We start from the raw sequence: 16,694 nt of genomic DNA, 5'->3' as shown, positions 1-16,694 counted from the left end.
CGCCGCGTGCGCGGCGAGCGATCCGCGCACACCACGCGGTTGTGCGGACGTGCCGCGTGCGCACAGCCGCGCACCGTGCGCGGAAGCCATCCGCGTACGCGGGCGTGCGCGGGCGGCGGCGTTCCGACCTGGGGCGACGGTGCGCGGCGCTAGGTTGGAGGGATGTCCACCTGGTTCGCGAACGACATCGTCGCAGGGGGACGGCTGCCGCTGTTCTCCTTCTGCATCGGTCTGATCGTGGGCTTCATGGGGATCCGGATCAGCGTGCGGCTGATTCGGGCGAACGTGCGCTGGTGGTTCGGCAACGTCAAGCCCGGCGGCCTGCACCTGCACCACATGGTGTTCGGTGTGGTGCTGTGCCTGGGTTCGGCGATCGGCCTCATCGCGAACTTCGACAAGGCCACCCAGACGACGGCCGCGGTGCTCGCGGGCGTCTTCGGGCTGGGGGCCGCGCTGATCCTCGACGAGTTTGCACTGATCCTCTACCTGCGCGACGTGTACTGGCAGGAGGAGGGGCGCGCGTCCGTCGACGCGGTGTTCGTGGCGATCGCCATGAGCGGCCTGCTGCTGCTGGGGCTGCGCCCCCTCGACCTGGTGGACTTCGCGGGATTCCGGGACTCGCCGGAGCGGGCCGCGCAGATCGGCTTCGGCGTGATCAGCCTCGGCACCGCGGCGATCGTGCTGCTCAAGGGGAAGATCTGGACCGGCCTGATCGGCCTGTTCTTCTTCCCACTGCTGCTGATCGGCGCGATCCGGCTCTCCCGGCCGGGCGCGCCGTGGGCCCGCTGGCGGTACGAGCAGGACTCGCGGCGGATGCTCCGCGCCCTGCGCCGCGAGCGTCGGCTGCGTCGCCCGCTGATCCGCGCCAAGATCGCCGTGCAGGACCTCATGGCGGGCCGCCCGGATCTGCTGCCGAACCTGCGCGAGGACGCTGAGAAGGAGCTGGACCGCACCGTCGTGCCCGCGCCGGCGCCGCCCCGTCGGCCCCGGTCGATGGCCCGGCGGCTCACGATTTCGAAAAACCGGCGGCGATCTGGCACAATCAACAGGTTGCCCGGGCTGCGTGCTACCCGGGCGTATCCGGCTGCGGAGCGGCCGGCAGGACAGGAGTACGAACCGGTCGAACCCCCGCGGCAGTAGTCGCGACGGGCCGCCAGGGTCCTCTGCTCACGAAGACATGTAAGAAACGGATGATCCAGCGATGAACACGCTCGACTTCATTGACCAGCAGTCCCTGCGCAGCGATGTGCCCGACTTCCGCCCCGGCGACACCCTTGACGTGCACGTCAAGGTCATCGAGGGCAGCAAGGAGCGCGTCCAGGTGTTCAAGGGCGTCGTGATCCGCCGCCAGGGCGGCGGCGTGCGCGAGACCTTCACCGTGCGCAAGGTGTCCTTCGGCGTCGGTGTGGAGCGCACCTTCCCCGTGCACTCCCCGAACATCGCCAAGATCGACGTCCTCACCCGTGGTGACGTCCGTCGCGCGAAGCTGTACTACCTGCGCGACCTGCGCGGTAAGGCCGCCAAGATCAAGGAGAAGCGCTGACATCAGCGCCGCCGGCGATCCGAGTGACCGCCGCGTAGCACCTCCCGAGCGCCCCACGATCCCGAGGATCGTGGGGCGCTCGTCTGTCTCCGCCTAGGCTCGACAGCGAGAACGGACTCTGCGCGGGGGAAGGGGGGAGCAGTTGAGCGAGAGCTGCATCTACGTGATCTCGGTGGCACCGCCGGGCGACCCGGGACGACGGGCGCGCGCCGAGGCGGTCGCGGAGATCGCGGAGCGTCGTGGGGCCGAGCTGAGGCTCGCCGACGCCAGATGGTGCCTCGACGAGGCACGAGCGGACCCGCGGATCATGGAACTGTGCGGGCACGCCTATCGCGGCGTCATCGACGCCTCGCCCGACTTCCGCGACGGAGCCTACGACGCGGACGCGCTGGAGGAGCTGGCCATCGCCCGGTGGCGATCGATGTACCCGCAGCGCCCTGAGATCGACCTGGGCTTCGGCTGCGTCACCGCCGTGGAGGCCACGGACGATCCCCGGTGCCCGGGATGCGCTCGCGATTTCACGGAGATTCCGATGGGCGAGTGGTGCCAGCAGTGGTTCGACAGTCGCATCGAGCCGACGGTGACGTGCAACAACTGCGGAACCACGGGCCTCATCGGCGATTGGCAGGGCGAGGGCGGAACCTACTTCACCGACTGCGCGGTCGCGCTCTGGAACTGGCCCACCCTGTCGCTCGTCCCCGGCCTCGACGCCGAGCTCCTGCGCGCGATCGGGCCTCGTCCACGCATCGTCTACGCGCACATGTGACGGCGACGCGGATTCGCCGGCGTTCGACGGATGCTGTCCGCGGCGGCAGACTCGCCCGCCCAGCGGCTCCGCGATCGGATGTCCGCACCGCCTGCTCGGTAGTGTGTACCCGTGCCCGAGCAGACGAACTCCCCGGAGACCCCCGAGCCGTTGCGCAAGGGCGGCCGCCACGCCGCACCGGACCCGGCACCGTCGGGCGACGAGCGGGGGACCAACGGCTCCGACGCGCCCACGGACGGGAAGGGTGCGAAGGCGAAGAAGGACAAGAAGACCAACTGGCCGCTCGAGGTCGGCGCGATCGTGCTGGTCGCGCTGGTGCTCAGCTTCTGCCTGCAGACCTTCGTCGGCCGCCAGTGGTACGTGCCGTCCGAGTCGATGGAGCCCACCCTGATCGGGTGCGAGGGCTGCACCGGTGACCGGATCGTGACGCAGAAGATCAGCTACTTCACCGGCGACCCCAAGCCGGGCGACGTGGTCGTCTTCCGCGCGCCCACCGAGTCCTGGGGGCTCGACCCCGTGACGCCGGTGCGCTCGAGCAATACCGTGATCCGCGGCCTCCAGGAGGCCCTGTCGTACGTCGGCCTGCAGCCGCCGAACGAGAACGACCTGGTCAAGCGTGTGATCGCGGTGGGCGGCCAGACCATTCAGTGCCGCCCCGAGACGGGTGTCACCGTGAACGGCAAGAAGCTCGTCGAGCCCTACCTCGCCGACGCTGCCAAGCAAATGGCCGAGCAGGACGGCTGTTGGGGCGTGCCCTTCGGGCCGATCACGATCCCCGACGGCAACGTCTTCGCCATGGGCGACAACCGCACCATGTCGCGCGACTCGCGCTTCCACATCGAGGACGAGCTGCAGGGCACGATCCCCAAGGCCGACATCCGCGGCAAGGTCGTCGCGATCATCTACCCGTTCAGCCGCTGGCAGACGGTGGATTCGATCAACCCGCAGCAGGGCTAGGGGCGCATGCGCGACCGATGGCCCCCGCGACCGGTGGTGCGGGCATCGTCGGGCCTGAGCACGCTCGAGACCGTGCTCGGGCGGGCCGGCCTCGGGCCGGTGGCGGGCATCGACGAGGCCGGGCGCGGCGCCTGTGCGGGCCCGATGACGGTGGCCGCGTGCATCCTGCCGGCACGCATACCGCCGTCGCTGGCGCGGCTCGACGACTCGAAGAAGCTCACCGAGAACGCCCGGGAGCAGCTGTATCCGAAGATCCTCGAGCTCGCCGTCAGCTGGTCGGTCGTCTCGATCCCGGCGCCCGAGATCGACCGGATCGGCGTCCACGTCGCGAACATCATGGGGATGCGGCGCGCGATCGCGGGCCTGCAGGTGCGGCCGGGATACGTGCTCATCGACGGCTTCACCGTGCCCGGCCTCGGCATCCCGTCGCTGCCGGTGATCGGCGGCGACGCCTCCGCCTCGTGCATCGCCGCGGCCAGCGTGCTGGCGAAGGTGACGCGCGACCGCGTGATGACGGAGCTGGACGACGACTTCCCCGGGTACGGCTTCGCGGTGCACAAGGGCTACTCGACGGCGGTGCACATGACGGCGCTGGGGGAGCTGGGGCCGAGCGCCCAGCACCGCATGCGGTACCAGAACGTGCGGGCCGCGCTGGACGCGTCGTCGAGGAACATCGCGGCGGCGCGGTAATCTGGAGCGGTTACGACAGATGACATCAGGTGAGGAGGACGACGTGAGCGCAGAGGATCTCGAGAAGTACGAGACCGCGATGGAGCTCTCCATGTACCGCGAGTACAAGGACGTGCTGAGCCAGTTCACCTACGTGGTGGAGACGGAGCGCCGCTTCTACCTCGCCAACGGGGTCGATCTGATCCCGCGCAACGCGGACGGCGAGGTCTACTTCGAGGTGCGGATGACCGACGCCTGGGTGTGGGACATGTACCGCCCGGCGCGCTTCCTCAAGCAGGCCCGCGTAGTGACGTTCAAGGACGTCAACATCGAGGAGCTCGACAAGCCGGAGCTGCGACTCCCGGAGTGAGCCGGCCGATCCTGCTGCAGGCACCGTTCCCGTCGGGGACGGTGCCTGCGGCGTCTCCGCCGGAAAATTAACGGTGCACAGTGTCTCGAATATCTGCTATCGTTTCTATAACGAGTCACATTGTCTCGATATAGAAGGAATATCTCATGTTGCTTGATCGGACCGCGGTTCCCTACCGCGTCGCGCCGGCCGTGGTGTGCACGGCCTTCGCGTTCCTAGTGGTCATGATGGGTACCACCCTCCCCACGCCCCTCTACTCGATCTACTCCGCGCAGCTCGGATTCAGCCCGCTCACCGTCACCGTGCTGTTCGCGGTGTACGCCCTCGGCGTCGTCGCCGCGCTCACCGTCTTCGGGCGGCTGTCCGACGAGATCGGGCGCCGCCCGGTGCTCCTCGTGGCCGTGACGCTGGCGATCGTCAGCGCCCTGCTCTTCCTGCTGCCCCCGTCGCTGCCGCTGCTCATCGTGGCGCGCATCGTCTCCGGCCTCGGGGCCGGGCTCATGAGCGGCACCGGCACCGCGGCGGTCATCGACCTGTTCGCCCCTGAGAAGCGGGCGGCCGCCGGGACCCTCGCGGTCGCCGTCAACACCGGCGGCCTGGCGGTGGGCACACTGCTGGCGGGCGCCGTCGCCGACGTCTCGGCATCGCCGCTGGTCGTGCCGTTCGTCGTCCACCTCGTGCTCTCGGTGGCCGCCTTCGCCGGGCTGTGGGCGTTCGCGCCGAGGACCGCGGTCGCCGGCTCGGTGCGGCTGCGCCCCCGGCGACTGCGGGTGCCGAGCGAGATCCACGGCGCCTTCGTGCGGGCCGTTCTCGCCGCCGGTTCGGCGTTCGCCGTGACCGGTGTGCTCACCGCGGTCTCCGCGATCTTCCTCGCGCGCTTCCTGCACCTGCCCGGACACGCCCTCGCCGGCTTCGTCGTCTTCCTCGCCTTCGCGGGCATGGCGATCGGGCAGCTCGTGGCGCGCCGGATGGTGCCGCGCACGGCGCTCGTGGTCGGCTGCGGCGGCCTGGTGGCGGCAGCGGCGCTGCTCGCCGTCGCCCTCGCGGCGGAGTCCGTCGCCGCGCTGCTGCTCTCCGCCGCCGTGCTGGGCCTGTTCGGCGGACTCTGCATGAACGCGGGCATCGCCACCACCGTCGAGCAGGTCGAGCCCGCGCACCGCGCCGAGGTCTCGTCGTCCTTCTTCGCGGGGTTGTACGTGATGCTCGCCTTCCCGGCGATCGGTGTCGGCGCGCTCTCCGCGGCGGTCGGCCTGCGCACCGCGGGGCTGGTCTTCTGCGCCGTCGTCGCCGCACTGGCCGTGGTCGTGTGCGCCGTCGAGGCGCGGTCGGCGGCGCGCGCCCGCGCCCTGGCGTCGCGTGCGTGACGGGGAATCAGGGGCGGAGTCGGCTGTTACGGTGACGCGATGACGCAGACCGAGCGCCCGGTCGGGCGGCCCCGCAGCGAGGAGGCGCGCACGGCGGTGCTGCGGGCGGTGGACGACATGCTCGTCGACGAGGGCTACGCCGCGATGACGATGAAGGGCATCGCCGAGCGCGCCGGGGTCGGCCGGCAGACCGTCTACCGGTGGTGGTCGACGAAGGCCGAGATCCTGCTGGAGGCGAGCGCGGCGGACGCGGTCCTCGAGCTCGCTGTGGAGCCCCGGCCGACGGTGCGCGAGGACGTCGAGAACTTCCTCGCCGCGGTCGTGGTCTTCCTCACGGAATCCGATGCGGGACTGGCCTACCGGGCCCTGATCGGCGAGGCGCAGCACGATCCGAAGGTCGCGGAACTGATGGCCGGCGCCGACCCGCTCGGCGATGCCGCCCGGGCCGTCATCGACCGCAACCGGTCCGCCGGGCGGCTGGCTGCGGACCTCGATCCGACGGTGGCCGCGGCCGAGCTGGTGGGTCCAGTCGTCTTCCGGATCCTGGTGCAGGGCGCCGTTCCGGACCGTCGTGAGGTGGCGTCGATCGCGGAGCGGTTCGTCCGACAGTGATCGCCCGTCGGGGCCGGTTATCCACAATTATGCGTACATAACCTTTTTTCTCCACAGGCACCGTCTTCGCGGACGGTGCCTGTGGTGCACCGGCGGCACGATCAGGCCATGGGGAACAACGAGACGGGGCGTGCCGGCGAGGACGTGGTCTGAGGCTTCCTGGCGGACCGCGGGTGGACGGTGCTGGCGCGGAACTGGCGGTACTCGGGCGGGGGCCTGCGCGGCGAGCTGGACGTGATCGCCCGCGCGCCGGACGGGATGCTCGCGATCGTCGAGGTGAAGACGCGGTCGGGCACGGCGTTCGGCACCGGCTTCGACGCGGTGACGCCGCGCAAGGTCGCACAGCTGCGGGCCCTCACGTCGCGCTGGCTGGCCGAGACGCAGGGCGCCTTCGCGCAGGTCCGCATCGACGTGGCGTCGGTCTACACGCCGCCGGGCGGCCCGGTCACGCTCGAGTACCGGGCCGGGGTGGCGTGATGTCCGCGCTGAGCAAGGTGCACTCGGTCGCCATCACCGGGGTCGACGGTGCGGTGGTCGAGATCGAGGGTTGCATCGGCCCGGGCCTGCCGGCGGTGCACCTCGTGGGCCTGCCGGATACGGTGCTCAAGGAGTCCCGCGACCGGATCCGTGCCGCCATCGTCAACATCGGGATCCGATTCCCCGACACCCGGGTCACCGTCGCGCTGTCGCCCGCGACGCTGCCGAAGGTCGGCTCCGTCTACGACCTGCCCCTGGCGATCGCGATCCTCCTGGCCGCGGAGCGGGTGTCTGTCGGGCGGATCGACGGTGCCGTCCTGCTCGGGGAGCTCGCCCTCGACGGCCGCGTCCGGGCGGTACGCGGGGTGCTCCCGGCCGTGCTCGCCGCCAAGGAGTCGGGCTTCACGCGCGCCGTCGTGCCGCTCGCCAACCTCGACGAGGCGGGCCTGGTCGACGGTATCGAGGTGCTCGGTGCCGCGCACCTGTCGGAGGTCGTGGCGTGGCTCGCGGGGGAGGGGAGCCTGGCAGAACCGGGACCGCTCGTCGCCGAGGACCGCGGTCCCGCGGTGGCGGACCTGGCCGACGTGGTGGGGCAACCCGAGGCGAAGTACGCGCTGGAGGTGGCGGCCGCCGGCGCGCACCACATCATGATGACCGGCCCGCCGGGCATCGGGAAGACGATGCTCGCGTCGCGGCTCCCGGGGATCATGCCGGCGCTGGGGCGCCGGGAGGCGCTCGAGGTGAGCGCGATCCACTCGATCGCCGGGAACCTGCGCCCGGACCGGCCGCTCATCACGGTGCCGCCCTTCGTCGCGCCGCATCAGACGTCCTCGGTGAGCGCGCTCGTCGGCGGTGGCAGCGGACTGGCCCGCCCCGGTGCGGTGTCGCTCGCGCACCGCGGCGTGCTCTTCCTCGACGAGTGCGCCGAGATGGGGCCGCGCTCGCTCGAGGCGCTGCGGACCCCGTTGGAGGAGGGCCAGATCCGGCTCGCGCGCCGCGACGGCGTGGTGAAGTACCCGTCGCGGTTCCTCCTCGTCATGGCCGCGAACCCGTGTCCCTGTGCGCCCGCCCGGAACCAGGACTGCACGTGCACCGCGACGGTCCGCCGCCGTTACCTCGGCCGCCTGTCCGGGCCGTTGCTCGACCGGGTGGACCTGTGGGTGCGCATGGAACCTCCTGGCACCGGCGCGCTGCACGAGGACGGCGTTGCGGAGGAATCCAGTGCGACGGTGCGCGACCGGGTACGCCGAGCGCGGGAGGCGGCGGCGGCCCGCTGGGGCGCCGAGGGATGGCTGACGAACTCGGAGGTCCCGGGCGTCGTGTTGCGCCGCCGGTTCCGGCTCTCGGCCAAGGCTCTTCGTCCGCTGGAGCTCTACCTGCGGGGCGGGAAGATCACGGCGCGCGGCGCGGACCGCTGCCTGCGATTGTCGTGGACGCTTGCGGACCTGCTCGGCCTGGACAAGCCGGGCGAGGACGAAGTGATTCAGGCCCTGCAGTTCCGGGACAAGGAGTGACGATGAGCGAGGACGTGAGGCGGGCGTGGGCGTATCTGAGCCGGGTCGCGGAGCCGCCGTGCGGGCCGCTGGTCGCCCTCGTCGAGGAGGTGGGACCGGTGGCCGCGGCGGACATGGTGCGCCGTCGGGAGTTCGCCGACGGTTTCGAGGACGTGGCCGACGGCACCGTCGGCCGGGCGCAGGAGGATCGGGCCGACGCCGATCTCGCCCACATCGCGCACCTCGGCGGCCGGTTGGTGACGCCGGACGACGACGAGTGGCCGGAGCAGTCCGTGCGGCGGCTCGCCGAGCGTCTGCCATCGGAGGACACCGAGCACGAGGACGAGGTCCGTGAACTGCGGCCGGTGGCACTGTGGGTGGTCGGCCGGGGACGTCTCGACGAGCTGCTGGAGCGGTCCGTGGCGATGGTCGGGACGCGGGCGCCGTCGAGCTACGGCGAGCGGGTGACGGACGATTTCGCCGGCGACCTCGCGGCCGAGGGCTTCTCCATCGTCTCCGGCGGCGCGTACGGGATCGACGGGGCGGCGCACCGCGCGGCGCTCGCCGCCGAGGGCCCGACGGTGGCCTTCGTCGCGGGCGGCCTGGACCGGCCGTACCCCGCCGGCCACGCCGGGTTGTTCCGGCGGATCGCGGAGACGGGTCTCGTCGTCTCCGAGTACCCGCCGGGCGGTGTGCCCGCGCGGCACCGGTTCCTGAACCGCAACCGGATCGTGGGCACTGCGACCGGCGGTGTCGTGGTGGTGGAGGCCGGCTTCCGGTCGGGCACCAGGAACACCGCCACGTGGGCGCGTCGTCGCGGGGTGCCGGTGTGCGCGGTGCCCGGTCCCGTGACGGCGGCGACCTCGGTGACCTGCCATCAGTTGATCCGGGAAGGGGCCGTGCTGGTCACCCGGTCCGCCGAGGTGATCGAGGAGGTGGGCCGGATCGGTGAGCTCGCGCTGGAACTCGACGTCCCTGCGCGCCCGACGGACGGCCTCGACGGGCCGGCGCTGCGGGTGCACGGCGCGCTCCCGGCGAGATCCGCGCTGTCGGTGTCGGAGATCGCCGTGATCGCAGGGCTGCCCGCCCGCGCGGTCATGGGACAGCTCGCCCTGCTCGAGACGAAGGGGTTGGTGCGACGTGAGGGCGCACTGTGGCGCCTCGACGGCTGACCGGCGCACGTCGCGGGGTGTAGATCCGGTGAAGTCGCACCCGCTGGAATTTGCAAACGCCTCAATCGAACCCGATGCGACCGGGCGAAATGTCGTGAATGCGATTGCTTGTCGCGGGAGTTGGGGGTGTTGACGCGAGATCGGCACGCTGAGTGCCTAGGGTTGGCCCCAGGGTGGCGGTGTCCAGTAACCGGCGTGGTCCCCAAGTCCTTCCCGTGGATATCCGCCACGCGTTCGGCGTGCCCGGGTATCGCTGATCGAGAGGTGAACCCATGACCTCCCAACTCGCCATCGACTACGGGGCCGGGCTCTCGGACGCCTGGAGCTCCGTCGCGACCTTCGTCCCCAAACTCGCCGCCTTCCTGGTCATCCTGATCATCGGCTGGATCGTCGCGAAGATCCTGTCCAAGATCATCGCGAAGATCCTCGCCAAGGTCGGCTTCGACCGGCTCGCCGAGCGCAGCGGCCTGCAGAGCGTCCTCGCCAAGAGCGACTACGACGCCTCGACCCTGCTCGCCAAGGTCGTCTACTACGCGGTCCTGCTCATCACGCTGCAGCTCGCGATCGGGGTCTTCGGCCCCAATCCGATCGGGGACCTGCTGTCCCGGTTCGTCGCGTGGCTGCCCAAGCTGTTCGTCGCGATCCTCATCATCGTGATCGTCGCCGCGATCGCGAAGGCGGTGAAGGACATCGTCGGCGGCGCGCTCGGCAGCGCCTCGTACGGCCCGCTGCTCGCGACCATCGCCTCGCTGTTCATCTGGGGTGCGGGCATCATCGCGGCACTGAACCAGATCGGCGTCGCCACCACGGTCACCACCCCCGTCCTCGTCGCCGTGCTCGCCACGATCGGCGGCGTCATCGTCGTGGGCGTCGGCGGCGGACTGGTGAAGCCGATGCAGCAGCGCTGGGACGGCTGGCTGAGCAAGGTCGAGACCGAGATCCCGGCCCGCCGCGCCGAGCGCGAGGAGGCCGCGAAGGAGGCCGCGCGCACCAGTTCGGCCCAGAGCCCGGCGGGGCAGGCGCCGGTGGGGGAGCCGCCGCTGGCGCAGGCCGCCCAGCAGGTGCCGCCCCAGGCCCCGGGCTACCAGCCGCCGCTCCCGCCCCAGGCGCCGCTCTCGGCGCAGCACACCCAGGCCGCTCCGCAGCAGGCACCGGGCACCGGGCAGCAGTTCGCCGCCCAGGGTGGGCAGCCGCCGACCGTCGGGCTGCCCGCGCAGCCCGCCGGACAGCACCAGCCCGGCCAGCACCAGTACGGAGGGCGGGCGCCCCAGCACAGCGCGCCGAGCCCGTCGCAGGGCTGGCAGAGCGGTCCCGACGCCTGGAACCGGCAGGCCACCGAGCCTCCGGCGTGGCAGCCGGGCGAGGCCCCGCACACCGGGCAGCACGCCGGCCATCCCGGCGCCGAGCCGCAGGGATGGCAGCAGGGCTGGCAGCCGGGACCCGACCCCGAGCGCTGGCCCGGCCCGGACCCGCAGGATCCCGGTCGCCCGGGCGGGCAGCAGCCACCTCAGAACTGAATCCGCACGACCTCTCACCGGCCGGCCCGCGCGTGTCGCGGACCGGCCGGTGCGGCGTTCCGGGGGGCTACGCCGGGCGGAGCGCCGCGTCCTCGGGCGCGATCAGCTCGCCGTTCTTCATCAGCTCCGGATCGGTGCACGAGGCGAGGTCGAAGCAGCACGGCCGGCGCTTGCCCGAGCGCATCTTGGAGATCGTCACGTCCACGCGCTTGGCCCGGGTCGCCGGGTTCTTCGTGGCGCCGATCCACCGGACCCACTCCCACCGGGCCATCGGCGTGATGTCGCTCCACACGTCGGCGGTGTCCGGCGCACCGTCGAGGGCCGCCCGCAGGTCGTCGGGCACCGTCGGCTCCGGCCACTCCTTCGTCGGCGCGAGGTCCAGGGCGACCTCGTCGCCGGCCTCGACCGGGGCGTCGTCGAGGGCGATCCAGTGCCCCTTGCGGCCGTCCGGCTCGACGACGGTGCGGAAGTCCGCGCCGTCGAGGGTGCCGGTCACGGCGACCTGGCCGCGTGACGGGAGCGCCGCGCTGGCGTCGGCGGGCAGCCGGACGAGGGTCCGTTCGCCGAGCACCTCGGCGGTGGCGGTGAAGCGGACGGCGGTGGCGCTGCGGGCGGTCATGGTGCTCTCCTCGCGGTGGTCCTCGGGTTCACCACCGAGACTACGAGCGGCCGCCCGGGCGGGCTTCTCGATTCGTGATCGATCCGGTCCGATGCGCCCGTCCGGGGGCGGGCGATCATTCGGTGCACTCATGAGCGAAACCGGCGGCGGACCGTCGAACCTGGTCACGGAACCGCGCGCCGGGCCCAACCGCGCGCTTGTCCCACCGATGTACTAACCAGTAGGTATCGTTCACGCAGCTGGGAGATCCCCGGTGCCGTCGAGTTGGAGAACATCAACCGTGAAGATGAAGCGTTTCGCGCTCGCCCTGGTCGTGCCCATCGCCCTCGCCTCGGGTGTCGCCGCGTGCGGCTCGAGCTCGAGCAGTGACGCCGTCACCATCGGCGTGACCGACGGTGCCCAGGCGTTCTGGCAGGTCTACAAGGGCCTCGCGAAGGACCAGGGCATCGACGTGGAGCTGAAGAACTTCAGCGACTACAAGCAGCCCAACGCCGCGCTCAACGACGGCGACCTGAACATCAACGAGTACCAGCACCTGCTGTTCCTGGCCGACTACAACGCCAAGAACAACACCAAGCTGGTGCCGATCGGCGCGACCGCGATCTACCCGCTGCCGCTGTACTCGAAGAAGCACAAGTCGGTGGCCGACATCCCGCAGGGCGGCACCATCGTCGTCCCGGACGATCCGACCAACCTCTCCCGCGCGCTGCTCGTGCTGTACTCGGCCGGCCTCGTGAAGTTCAAGGTCGAGCAGAACCCGTTCGTCACGCCGGCCGACATCGACACCGCCGCGTCGAAGGTCACCGTCAAGACGGTGGACGCCAACCAGACCGCGCTGAGCCTCGACAGCGTCGACGGCGCCGTCGTCAACAACGATCCGGCCGAGAACGCCAAGCTCGGCAAGGACCTGATCATCGCCAAGGACGACCCGGCCAACCCGGCGTCGGAGCCCTACATCAACGCCTTCGTCGTCCGCGAGGCCGACAAGGACAACCCGAAGTACCTCCAGCTGGCGAAGCTGTACCAGGACCAGAAGGTCGTCGAGGCGCTGCGCAAGGACAAGGGCGACACGTTCATCCTCATCCAGAAGCCCGCGAACGAGCTGCAGCAGATCACGGTCAAGCTGCAGGAGCAGGTCAAGGCCCGCGGCAAGTGAGTAGCGCGACCGATACCCGGGTGGCGATCGAGTTCCGCGACACCACCCGGGATTTCGGCACGACGAAGGCGCTCGACGGGGTCAGCTTCGCGATCGAAGAGGGATCGATCACCGGCGTGATCGGGCAGTCCGGCGCCGGCAAGTCGACGCTGATCCGCACCATCAACGGCCTCGAGTCCACCACCTCCGGCGAGGTGCGTGTGCTCGACACCGTGGTGGGCACGCTCGGCGAGCGCGACCTGCAGAAGCTGCGCGCCCAGGTGGGCATGATCTTCCAGCGGTTCAACCTCATGAACTCGCGCACGGTGGCGGGGAACGTCGAGTACCCGCTCACGCTGGGGGACCTGTCGAAGGACGAGCGCCGCACGCGCGTCGCGGAGCTGCTCGACTTCGTCGGCATCGGCGACAAGGCGAAGCAGTACCCGAACAAGCTGTCCGGCGGGCAGAGTCAGCGCGTCGGCATCGCCCGCGCCCTGGCCCGGAACCCGAAGATCCTGCTCGCGGACGAGGCCACCAGCGCGCTCGACCCGGGCACCACCAGCGAGGTCCTCGACCTGCTGCTGCGGGTCAACCGTGAGTTCGGCACCACCATCGTCGTGATCACCCACGAGATGGACGTGATCCGCCGCATCTGCGACACCGTCGCGGTGCTCGATCACGGCAAGCTCGTGGACTACGGCCCGGTATACGACGTCTTCGCCGCGCCCACGTCGCCCGCGACCACGTCGCTGGTCCACGCGGCCGTCGGCGACGACGTCACCCCGGAGACGCTGCAGCGCCTGCACGCGGCCCGACCCGGCACCGTCGTCACCGTCGACGTGCGGGACGAGCCCGACGCGCTCGACGCGGCGGAGGTCTTCGCCGCGCACGGCACCGGCGCGCGCGTGCTCTACGGCGGCGTCGCCGAGGTCGGCGGCCGCCCGTTCGGCTCGCTGACCTACTCGGTGACGGGCGACGAGGCCGCGGTCGCCGCGGCGGTCGCGCAGCTCGGATCCCTCGCGCACGTCAAGGACCCGCAGACCGGTCAGGAGATCGTCCGATGACCTACCCGACCTTCCTCGACGACGTCTTCCCGCCCGGGACGCAGGACGTCTTCATCGACGCCATCGGCGAGACCGTCCGCCTGGTCGGCATCACGATGATCGTCGGCGGCCTGCTCGGACTCGTCTACGGCACGCTGCTCTACGCCACCCGGCCCGGCAACCTGCTCGCCAATCGCGCGGTGTTCTCGGTGCTCAACGTGCTGGTCAACATCATCCGGCCCATCCCGTTCATCATCTTCATCACGGCGATCGCACCGATCACCAAAGAGGTGATCGGCACGCGGATCGGCGTCGAGGCCGCGGCCTTCGCGATGACCGTGATGGCGACCTTCGTGATCGGCCGCGTCGTCGAGCAGAACCTCGTGACTGTCGATCCCGGCGTGGTCGAGGCCGCGCGGTCGATGGGGGCGAGCAAGGTCCGCACGCTCGCGACCGTCGTGATCCCGGAGGGCCTCGCGCCGCTCACCCTGGGCTACACGTTCATGTTCGTCGCGGTGGTCGACATGTCGGCCATGGCCGGCTACGTCGGCGGCGGCGGCCTGGGCGACTTCGCCCGCCAGTACGGCTACCAGCAGAACAACTGGCAGCTCACGCTGGTGGTGATCGTGGTGCTCATCGTCGTGGTGCAGATCGCGCAGTTCTTCGGCAACTGGCTCTCCCGCCGGTTGCAGCACCGTGACTGAGACCGGCGCGGTCGCGTCGCCCGCGACGGGACCGAATCGGCGCACGCAGATCCTCACCGGGTCGGTGGGGCACCTCGTCGAGTACTTCGACTGGAGCGCCTACTCCTTCCTCGCCATCTACTTCTCCCGCCAGTTCTTCCCGGGCGACGCGGAGTCGGTGGTGCCGCTGCTAGCGACCTTCACCGTGTTCGCCGTGGGCTTCCTCGCGCGGCCCATCGGCGGCGTCCTCATGGGGCGGATGGCCGACCGGTACGGGCGCAAGCCCACGCTGGCCGTCGGCGTCGCGATGATGGGGCTGGGCAGCCTGCTCATCGGCGTCGCGCCGACGTACGCGCAGGTGGGAGTGCTCGCCCCGGTGATCCTGGTGGTAGCGCGCCTGATCCAGGGCCTGTCGACCGGCGGCGAGCTCTCCACCGCGACCGCCTTCCTCGTCGAGTCCGCCCCCGGCGACCGCCGCGGCGCGTACGGGAGCATCGTCAACGTGGGCTCCAGCCTCGGCAAGGTGCTGTGCCTGCTCGCCATCACGCTGCTGGTCGGGACCGTCGGCGCGGACGCGATGGCGGACTGGGCGTGGCGCGTCCCGTTCCTCCTCGGCGCCGTCCTCGCGGTCGTCGCCTGGTGGATCCGGCGCAGCGCCGCGGAGACCCTCGCCGATCCCGGGGCATCCGCCGGGACGAGGCCGTACCGCGAGATCCTCACCGGCCACCGCGCCGACTTCGGTCGCGCCTTCGTCCTCGCGTCGACCACCGCCGCGGTCTTCTACGCGTGGAGCACCTTCGTGCCCACGTGGGCGATCCTCACCGAGGGGCTGAACAAGGAGAGCGCCGTGACCGTCTCGGCGATCGCCTTCGTCGTGTACGGGCTCGTCCAGATCCCGCTCGGCCTGCTCTCCGACCGGATCGGCCGCAAGCCCCTGATGTACGCCTTCCTCGTCGTCGGGGCCGTCGCGACGATCCCGCTGTTCCTCGCGCTCTCCGGCGCATTCGTCACGGTGCTCGCCGTGCAGTGCGCCGGCATGGTGATCACCGCGCTCATGATGGCGAGCCTCGGCACCGCCCTCGCGGAGATGTTCCCGTCCCGGATCCGCGTGCTGGCCACCGGCACCGCCTTCGCCCTCGCGACCGCGATCTTCGGCGGCACGATCCCCGCCATCGGCACCGCGCTGCACGAGCGCGGCCTCGACCTCGCCTTCCCGGTCTACCTGGTGGTGCTCCACTTCGTCGCCCTGCCCGTGGTCCACCGCTGCCGCGAGACCGCGCACGCGCCCCTGCCCGATTGAACACCGTTCCTGTTCATCGCGACCTGCGGCTTTCCGGTCCGAAACGGTGTTCACTTCGGGGTTAGGGTGGGGGTATGAGCGAGGCGCTGGCGGAGTACGAGACGTACCTGCGGCTCGAGCGCGGCCGCAGCGAGCACACCGTGCGCGCGTACCTCGCCGATCTCACGGCCCTGCTCGCCTTCGCCGCGGAGCGCGGGGTGGCGGCGGACCGTCTGGACCTCGCGACGCTGCGGGCCTGGCTGGGGGAGCGGGCCGCGTCCGGCGCCGCCCGGACCACCCTCGCGCGACAGGCCTCGTCGGCCCGCACGTACACCGCCTGGGCCGCCCGACGGGGCCACCTCGACGCCGACCCCGGCGTCCGGCTCAAGGCTCCCCGCGCGCATCGCACCCTGCCCACGGTGCTCTCCTCCGACGATGCCGGGCAGGCGCTGCGCAATGCCGCCTCCGGTGCGGCGGAGGGCGACCCCCTCGCGGTCCGCGACCTCGCGATCGCGGAGACCCTCTACGCCACGGGGATCCGCGTGAGCGAGCTGTGCGGGCTCGACCTGGGGTCCGTCGACCACGGCCGGCGCGTGCTCACCGTGATCGGTAAGGGCGACAAGGAGCGGACGGTGCCCTTCGGCGCACCCGCCGCCGCGGCCCTGCGGCGCTGGCTCGACGAGGCCCGGCCCACCCTCGTCGCCGAGCGCTCCGGCACCGCCCTGTTCCTCGGGGCGCGCGGCGGGCGGCTCGACCCGCGGCAGGCGCGCACCGTCGTGCACCAGGTCACCGGGTCGGTGCCGGGCGGGCGTGAGGTGGCGCCGCACGGCCTCCGGCACACCGCCGCCACCCACCTGCTCGACGGTGGCGCGGACCTGCGCGTCGTGCAGGAACTCCTGGGCCACAGCTCGCTGGCGACGACGCAGCTCTACACGCACGTCTCCGTCGCCCGGCTGCGCGCCGCACACGAGCAGGCGCACCCGCGGGCGTAGCCC

Annotated in this window: 18 protein-coding genes; 17 read left to right on the top strand and 1 reads right to left on the bottom strand. The window is 71.4% G+C overall.

Going from position 1 to position 16,694, the window contains the following annotated elements; genetic code table 11:
• Window positions 1-162: 162 nt before the first annotated feature.
• The 12 genes from ACM9LD_RS14285 to ACM9LD_RS14230 all read left to right on the top strand — a co-directional run bounded on the left by ACM9LD_RS14285 (window position 163) and on the right by ACM9LD_RS14230 (window position 10,940).
• Window positions 163-1,140 carry a hypothetical protein gene (locus ACM9LD_RS14285; protein WP_415677286.1) on the top strand — a complete coding sequence of 326 codons (978 nt, stop codon included), beginning with the start codon at window positions 163-165 and terminating at the stop codon, window positions 1,138-1,140.
• A gap of 61 nt (window positions 1,141-1,201) precedes the next feature.
• The gene (gene rplS, locus ACM9LD_RS14280) at window positions 1,202-1,543 is read left to right on the top strand and encodes a 50S ribosomal protein L19 (RefSeq protein ID WP_019203499.1); all 342 of its coding nucleotides are present in this window, start codon (window positions 1,202-1,204) and stop codon (window positions 1,541-1,543) included.
• Between the two features lie 142 nt (window positions 1,544-1,685).
• Window positions 1,686-2,309: a hypothetical protein gene (locus tag ACM9LD_RS14275; RefSeq protein ID WP_415677285.1), complete on the top strand. Its 624-nt coding sequence runs from the start codon at window positions 1,686-1,688 to the stop codon at window positions 2,307-2,309.
• Window positions 2,310-2,420: 111 nt separating this feature from the next.
• Window positions 2,421-3,266 (top strand): signal peptidase I, encoded by an 846-nt coding sequence (gene lepB, locus ACM9LD_RS14270; protein WP_415677284.1) that lies wholly within the window; start codon window positions 2,421-2,423, stop codon window positions 3,264-3,266.
• A 6-nt stretch (window positions 3,267-3,272) separates the two neighbouring features.
• Window positions 3,273-3,956 carry a ribonuclease HII gene (locus ACM9LD_RS14265; protein WP_415677283.1) on the top strand — a complete coding sequence of 228 codons (684 nt, stop codon included), beginning with the start codon at window positions 3,273-3,275 and terminating at the stop codon, window positions 3,954-3,956.
• A 43-nt stretch (window positions 3,957-3,999) separates the two neighbouring features.
• Entirely contained in the window at window positions 4,000-4,305 is a 306-nt protein-coding gene (locus ACM9LD_RS14260) for a DUF2469 domain-containing protein (protein WP_040768524.1), read from the top strand.
• Between the two features lie 146 nt (window positions 4,306-4,451).
• The gene (locus ACM9LD_RS14255; RefSeq protein WP_415677282.1) at window positions 4,452-5,669 is read left to right on the top strand and encodes an MFS transporter; all 1,218 of its coding nucleotides are present in this window, start codon (window positions 4,452-4,454) and stop codon (window positions 5,667-5,669) included.
• Window positions 5,670-5,708: 39 nt separating this feature from the next.
• Entirely contained in the window at window positions 5,709-6,281 is a 573-nt protein-coding gene (locus ACM9LD_RS14250) for a TetR/AcrR family transcriptional regulator (protein WP_415677281.1), read from the top strand.
• Between the two features lie 159 nt (window positions 6,282-6,440).
• Window positions 6,441-6,758 (top strand): YraN family protein, encoded by a 318-nt coding sequence (locus ACM9LD_RS14245; protein ID WP_415677345.1) that lies wholly within the window; start codon window positions 6,441-6,443, stop codon window positions 6,756-6,758.
• Window positions 6,758-8,272: a YifB family Mg chelatase-like AAA ATPase gene (locus tag ACM9LD_RS14240; protein WP_415677280.1), complete on the top strand. Its 1,515-nt coding sequence runs from the start codon at window positions 6,758-6,760 to the stop codon at window positions 8,270-8,272. The genes ACM9LD_RS14245 and ACM9LD_RS14240 overlap by 1 nt, the downstream gene beginning before the upstream one ends.
• Before the next feature lie 2 nt (window positions 8,273-8,274).
• On the top strand, window positions 8,275-9,423 hold the full coding sequence (gene dprA, locus ACM9LD_RS14235) for a DNA-processing protein DprA (RefSeq protein ID WP_415677279.1): 1,149 nt from the start codon (window positions 8,275-8,277) through the stop codon (window positions 9,421-9,423).
• 272 nt (window positions 9,424-9,695) lie between these two features.
• Window positions 9,696-10,940, top strand: a complete 1,245-nt coding sequence (locus ACM9LD_RS14230; RefSeq protein WP_415677278.1) for a mechanosensitive ion channel family protein — start codon at window positions 9,696-9,698, stop codon at window positions 10,938-10,940.
• Window positions 10,941-11,007: 67 nt separating this feature from the next.
• Here ACM9LD_RS14230 and ACM9LD_RS14225 read toward each other — a convergent pair whose 3' ends face one another.
• Window positions 11,008-11,559 carry a YdeI/OmpD-associated family protein gene (locus ACM9LD_RS14225; RefSeq protein WP_415677277.1) on the bottom strand — a complete coding sequence of 184 codons (552 nt, stop codon included), beginning with the start codon at window positions 11,557-11,559 and terminating at the stop codon, window positions 11,008-11,010.
• A 286-nt stretch (window positions 11,560-11,845) separates the two neighbouring features.
• Between ACM9LD_RS14225 and ACM9LD_RS14220 the strand changes: the two genes are divergently transcribed.
• The 5 genes from ACM9LD_RS14220 (at window position 11,846) to ACM9LD_RS14200 (ending at window position 16,691) form a co-directional block, all read left to right on the top strand.
• A complete protein-coding gene (locus ACM9LD_RS14220; RefSeq protein WP_068525852.1) occupies window positions 11,846-12,715 on the top strand; it encodes a MetQ/NlpA family ABC transporter substrate-binding protein in 870 nt (289 codons plus the stop codon).
• Entirely contained in the window at window positions 12,712-13,758 is a 1,047-nt protein-coding gene (locus ACM9LD_RS14215; RefSeq protein WP_415677276.1) for a methionine ABC transporter ATP-binding protein, read from the top strand. The genes ACM9LD_RS14220 and ACM9LD_RS14215 overlap by 4 nt, the downstream gene beginning before the upstream one ends.
• Window positions 13,755-14,441, top strand: a complete 687-nt coding sequence (locus ACM9LD_RS14210) for a methionine ABC transporter permease (RefSeq protein WP_259139893.1) — start codon at window positions 13,755-13,757, stop codon at window positions 14,439-14,441. The genes ACM9LD_RS14215 and ACM9LD_RS14210 overlap by 4 nt, the downstream gene beginning before the upstream one ends.
• Entirely contained in the window at window positions 14,434-15,720 is a 1,287-nt protein-coding gene (locus ACM9LD_RS14205; protein WP_415677275.1) for an MFS transporter, read from the top strand. Before ACM9LD_RS14210 ends, ACM9LD_RS14205 begins: the two co-directional genes overlap by 8 nt.
• 74 nt (window positions 15,721-15,794) lie before the next feature.
• Window positions 15,795-16,691, top strand: a complete 897-nt coding sequence (locus tag ACM9LD_RS14200) for a tyrosine recombinase XerC (protein ID WP_336670580.1) — start codon at window positions 15,795-15,797, stop codon at window positions 16,689-16,691.
• The last annotated feature ends 3 nt before the right edge of the window (window positions 16,692-16,694 follow it).

The sequence above is a fragment of the Tsukamurella hominis genome (genome assembly GCF_965137015.1).
Taxonomy (GTDB): Bacteria; Actinomycetota; Actinomycetes; order Mycobacteriales; family Mycobacteriaceae; genus Tsukamurella; species Tsukamurella hominis.
This window is presented reverse-complemented; position numbering and strand designations above follow the sequence as displayed.

Bases quoted from the DNA above. Each gene is read 5' to 3' on its own strand.
- ACM9LD_RS14225 (WP_415677277.1), bottom strand. From the start codon at position 11,559: ATGACCGCCCGCAGCGCCACCGCCGTCCGCTTCACCGCCACCGCCGAG.
- ACM9LD_RS14220 (WP_068525852.1), top strand. From the start codon at position 11,846: ATGAAGCGTTTCGCGCTCGCCCTGGTCGTGCCCATCGCCCTCGCCTCG.
- rplS (WP_019203499.1), top strand. From the start codon at position 1,202: ATGAACACGCTCGACTTCATTGACCAGCAGTCCCTGCGCAGCGATGTG.
- ACM9LD_RS14200 (WP_336670580.1), top strand. From the start codon at position 15,795: ATGAGCGAGGCGCTGGCGGAGTACGAGACGTACCTGCGGCTCGAGCGC.
- ACM9LD_RS14255 (WP_415677282.1), top strand. From the start codon at position 4,452: ATGTTGCTTGATCGGACCGCGGTTCCCTACCGCGTCGCGCCGGCCGTG.
- ACM9LD_RS14230 (WP_415677278.1), top strand. From the start codon at position 9,696: ATGACCTCCCAACTCGCCATCGACTACGGGGCCGGGCTCTCGGACGCC.
- ACM9LD_RS14210 (WP_259139893.1), top strand. From the start codon at position 13,755: ATGACCTACCCGACCTTCCTCGACGACGTCTTCCCGCCCGGGACGCAG.
- ACM9LD_RS14240 (WP_415677280.1), top strand. From the start codon at position 6,758: ATGTCCGCGCTGAGCAAGGTGCACTCGGTCGCCATCACCGGGGTCGAC.
- ACM9LD_RS14285 (WP_415677286.1), top strand. From the start codon at position 163: ATGTCCACCTGGTTCGCGAACGACATCGTCGCAGGGGGACGGCTGCCG.
- ACM9LD_RS14250 (WP_415677281.1), top strand. From the start codon at position 5,709: ATGACGCAGACCGAGCGCCCGGTCGGGCGGCCCCGCAGCGAGGAGGCG.
- dprA (WP_415677279.1), top strand. From the start codon at position 8,275: ATGAGCGAGGACGTGAGGCGGGCGTGGGCGTATCTGAGCCGGGTCGCG.
- ACM9LD_RS14265 (WP_415677283.1), top strand. From the start codon at position 3,273: ATGCGCGACCGATGGCCCCCGCGACCGGTGGTGCGGGCATCGTCGGGC.